The 4,127-nt window shown below is 42.8% G+C and carries 6 protein-coding genes; all 6 read right to left on the reverse strand.

Going from position 1 to position 4,127, the window contains the following annotated elements:
• Nucleotides 1-392: PilX N-terminal domain-containing pilus assembly protein (locus ACTXGO_RS10585; RefSeq protein WP_443574416.1), on the reverse strand; the 392-nt coding region annotated here is incomplete at its 3' end.
• Nucleotides 392-1,459, reverse strand: a complete 1,068-nt coding sequence (locus ACTXGO_RS10590; protein ID WP_435950173.1) for a PilW family protein — start codon at nucleotides 1,457-1,459, stop codon at nucleotides 392-394. The genes ACTXGO_RS10585 and ACTXGO_RS10590, both read right to left, overlap by 1 nt.
• A gap of 61 nt (nucleotides 1,460-1,520) precedes the next feature.
• Complete coding sequence (gene pilV, locus ACTXGO_RS10595; RefSeq protein ID WP_435950172.1) at nucleotides 1,521-2,111, reverse strand: type IV pilus modification protein PilV; 591 nt, start codon at nucleotides 2,109-2,111, stop codon at nucleotides 1,521-1,523.
• A complete protein-coding gene (locus ACTXGO_RS10600; protein WP_443542384.1) occupies nucleotides 2,111-2,605 on the reverse strand; it encodes a pilus assembly FimT family protein in 495 nt (164 codons plus the stop codon). The genes pilV and ACTXGO_RS10600 overlap by 1 nt, the downstream gene beginning before the upstream one ends.
• Before the next feature lie 222 nt (nucleotides 2,606-2,827).
• The gene (locus ACTXGO_RS10605) at nucleotides 2,828-3,631 is read right to left on the reverse strand and encodes a ComF family protein (RefSeq protein WP_443574418.1); all 804 of its coding nucleotides are present in this window, start codon (nucleotides 3,629-3,631) and stop codon (nucleotides 2,828-2,830) included.
• A 28-nt stretch (nucleotides 3,632-3,659) separates the two neighbouring features.
• Nucleotides 3,660-4,127, reverse strand: a 468-nt coding sequence (locus ACTXGO_RS10610) for a phospholipase A (RefSeq protein WP_443574420.1), incomplete at its 5' end; no start/stop codon positions are given.

Raw genomic sequence — 4,127 nt, forward strand, 5'->3', positions numbered from 1 at the left:
GTCAATAAAGCATTACTTTCATTGAGTTCGCTAATCTCAAGAATACTAAATAGCTTAGTACTACGCGGTCTAACACAAAAGCTGATCTTATGACCTTCACGCTCACTACTCGATATATAGCCTTTGAGAGTGTCGTTCTTTTCGCGGCTAGCAGCACTCAAGATACGATCTTCTTTTTCAACTTTTAATAGAGCAGCATCATTGGCTTGAAACAGTAACTTATTAACCTGATCAGCCGTTGCCACTTTGAGATCGGTGGTGCTCTGCCTAACAGCGATTGCTCCTACTATCATAATTAAAATAAGCACTAACAAAACCACAATTAGCGCGACACCAGATTGATTATGCAAACTTGTGGACACTTTAGGGTAGTTCATAGTTTCAGGTTTCATTATAGACCTCCTCTAGCATTACGTAACAAAATAGTCGTCTCGTAAATATTACGTAAGTAGGTTGGCCCAGCTGCGACAGTGTCACTAAGCTCTGCATCGACTTTATCCAACACTGTGAACGTCAAATCACTATTGTTTTGCGCAGTCGCGGTTGGATTATTTGAACGCGCTAATATACCTATCTGCAAGCTGACAATACGCCTAGTGTCGAGTACTGTTGCCAGATTTGCCGCTGCGGGAATCTGTACGTAAGCTATATCTAAATTTGCAGGATCAGTAGCGAAGTCTCTGCTAGAGGATATCCCTAGCGTTGCTCTAAAATAATCAACATTAGGAATAATGATAGTGCCTGTACCTGCTAAGTTGTTTGCTGTGGCATCTGTTTCACCAGGTACGATGTAACTGGCTATATCTATACCAGTTGCGCCTCCAGCAGTTGTCTCGTTATAACTATAAATAGCTGAAGCACAGGCTAACCCTGGTGCATTAGGAGTAACTGTCGTATCCGTTCGCACAAAATAGCGTTCAATGACATAGAACCCTTGTGGTATCACATCACCTTCACAGTCAAAAGTACCTTCTCTATCCGATCGATATTGAATCGTTAGCTGATCACTATTGGCGATACCTTTTAGATTGCTAGTACTGTTAGCAGAGGCATTGCTAGATAACAAAGCTACTGGAATAGCGGCACCATCTAGTGTCAATCCAGATAAATTACCTTGTAACCAACTGACTGGTGTAGGAGGAGTCGTAACAGGAGCGACCCCCGTTGGCGCTGTGAGTACCACTCCGCCCTGCGGGGTCAAATGATTCATAAAAAACTCATTAAAAGCCCCTGTTGATTTGGCACCATAGTTAGTACGTCTCAGGTGTTGCTGCATTTGAGAAAAGCCAAAAATAGCATTATCTTGAATCTGAGAGCTGGCTTCTTGTCTACGACTGTTGACTGAACTGGTATAGAATATCTGCAATGCTGCAGCGGAAACGAGCAAACCTAGTACTAAAGAGATCATTAATTCTACTAAAGTAAAGCCTTTTACTCTAGTAAAAGCTAGAATTTGCATAGTAGGTACACTATTATTTGAAGCGCATGAGTGTATAGAGTTATGATGCTTTGAATTCATCTTATATCTCCATCATCATACAGGTAGCTGCAGAATGATAATTGCCACCCGCTTGTTCGGCTACATCTTCGGTAGCGGCCACTTGCGCCGTTAAACAGTTTGTCTCATCATCACTACCAATAGTCGCTGTAGTATCACCCCATGCGGAAATTAGACAGTATGAATACATAATATTAGTTGTTGGATCAGTGCCATTACCACCCGTATTAGGACAAGGATGCATCTGTATCTGAAAATCATAATTCTGTAGATCAAGTTTAAATTTATAACTTTCGGCCTCTGCAAGCTGGACAGAGGTACACAAAGTCGTTACTGCCGCACCATCAAGACCACACTGAGTACTAGGCGCAGTGACAGAATCGATATCATTAATTTGAGTTTCATAAGTTTCGATAGCAAAAGGATTGGCATGAATCTTTTCTGCTATATTACGCATCATGACCAGTGACTGCGAACGCTCAAAAGACTCATTGGTTGCTTTTATAGCTCGGCCTTGTAACGCACTATAACCTAATACGGCTACTGCTAATAAAAGCAGAGCAACCATTACTTCTACTAAACCTACCCCTGTCTGTGTAGTATTACTGTTCATTAACAGCTCCCAGTGTTTGTAACACTGATATTAGCGATTTTGTTAACTGTGACATGTCTTGAGGTCTCGTTAGTAGAACTATCATCGCAGATAGTATAGACAACTTCAGTGCCTGCCCCGCTTATCACTTTATTCGGTTGAAATACGACCTGAGTAGTACTAGCAGGCGTAATAGATTGACTGACAGTACTCTGCCTATTAACGTTATAACTAGCTATAACACTATTACTTCTATCAGTTACAGTAATTGTCTTCAAAGCACTATTATACGCAACTGTAATGTTCTGCCGACGAATAATACTCTCAACCTTTGCCTCTTTTAATGCACTCTCAAGCGTTGCAGCTGTCGACTTCACTCGCTGATTGGCCAATTGCGTGCTGATATTGGGCGCGGCGATACTGACAATAATAGCGAGGACGGCGATGGTGACCATCAGCTCAATCAAAGTAAATCCTGACTGCTTAAGTGCTAACTGTGTTGTAGAGACGTTCACACTTGATTCCTATTGATAAGCACTTGTTTTATTATCATCTATTTTGATGACTAAAATGGTATAGCTTATATCAGTGCAATTTTTGTTCCATCATGCCTACGAGCTGATACTGCCTGAGTCTTGTTATATCTGTTAACTACTTCATTAATAACGTGAACTGAGCATTTAATATAACGACAAGGTAACATATAAGCAACAAAATAATTAGGAATGATAAATCTGCTATTGGCTGCCATGTGCCAAGGCATAAGCTAGGATTTGATAGCTATCATTAGAGGACGTAGATGCATGTGAGCGCGGTACTTGCTCATAAAAGGTACGTGCAAGCGCTTGTAGACTTGCCCCTGTCGTTGCGACATCATCGAATAAAATAAGGCGTTTGACTGGCGGCATCTGAGTTAACGCAAAGGCATTGTCTAGGTTACTTAAACGCTCGCTACGGGTCAGGCCTTGCTGGGTACTGGTACTGTCGATACGCTTGGCGCCATGCCACAGCGGTATGTTCCAGTGTTTGGAGAGTTGTATCGACAAGATACTCACAGGATCAAAACCGCGCTTGACTAGGCGTGCATTAGTCGTTGGCATAGGTATGATAACGCTGTTGGCATAATGACAGCCATGCGGGCGCGGCAGTTGACGTAAGACATGGACGAGGATAGCAAGTTTTGTCATATCTTCATGATGCTTAAAAGCGCGAATGGCTTGACGTATAGGATAGTCGTAATAGGTCGCCGCCTGAATAGGTAGCGTCATACTAGGTGCGATATCTACAAAAAATGGCGCTGGTAGCCAGACAATATCGTGATGACAGTGCGTGCATAGTAGTCCACGACTAAAACGCTTGCTTAGTTTTTGAGAGTTTGAATGATTATGATTGAGATGGTGCTTTGATGTACTAGGATAAAGACGACAAAGCTGGCAGCGTATGCTTAGATACTCTGCCAGCCACAAGCCACTTTGGTAAGGTGCTTTTAAATAAGATACTTTTGGATAAAGCGCCTTTAAATAAGACGCTAGGGCATGCATAAGGCGCTCTTTGGTTTATTCACCCGTATTAGAACCCTTTCCAATCGTTGAGGACAATACCAAAACCGATCGCAGTATTCTCGTGATCATAATCTATGATCGACTCGCCATAGCCTTGGAACAGCTGCACATAGCCATTGACGTTTTCTGATAGCGGATAGATATAGTCAATTTGCGCCGCACCCTTATTGGTACTCGGATTGTAGCGTAGCGTACCGCTGAGGCTTTGCTGTTTTGGCAAATCATATAAGAACTTGATATCACCATATCCTAAGAAATCTTCGATATCTGGGTTGTCCTCACTACTATCACTTTCGTTATTGATACGCGCCCAAACGCGTGGCACGATTGAGAATTTGCCCCATTCAGCACCCGCCATTAGATAAGCGCGGTTCCATGAGCGCGAGATAGGATCAGAGCGTCCGTTGGAATGATGCACCAATCCTGCGCCAAGCATGCGCAAACGCCCATCAAACGGCAAGTTGGCTGTGACAGG

Source organism: Psychrobacter sp. T6-1 (assembly GCF_052258445.1).

Coding starts and splice junctions, on each gene's coding strand:
- ACTXGO_RS10590 (WP_435950173.1), bottom strand. CDS start 1,459: ATGCAAATTCTAGCTTTTACTAGAGTAAAAGGCTTTACTTTAGTAGAA.
- pilV (WP_435950172.1), bottom strand. CDS start 2,111: ATGAACAGTAATACTACACAGACAGGGGTAGGTTTAGTAGAAGTAATG.
- ACTXGO_RS10605 (WP_443574418.1), bottom strand. CDS start 3,631: ATGCATGCCCTAGCGTCTTATTTAAAGGCGCTTTATCCAAAAGTATCT.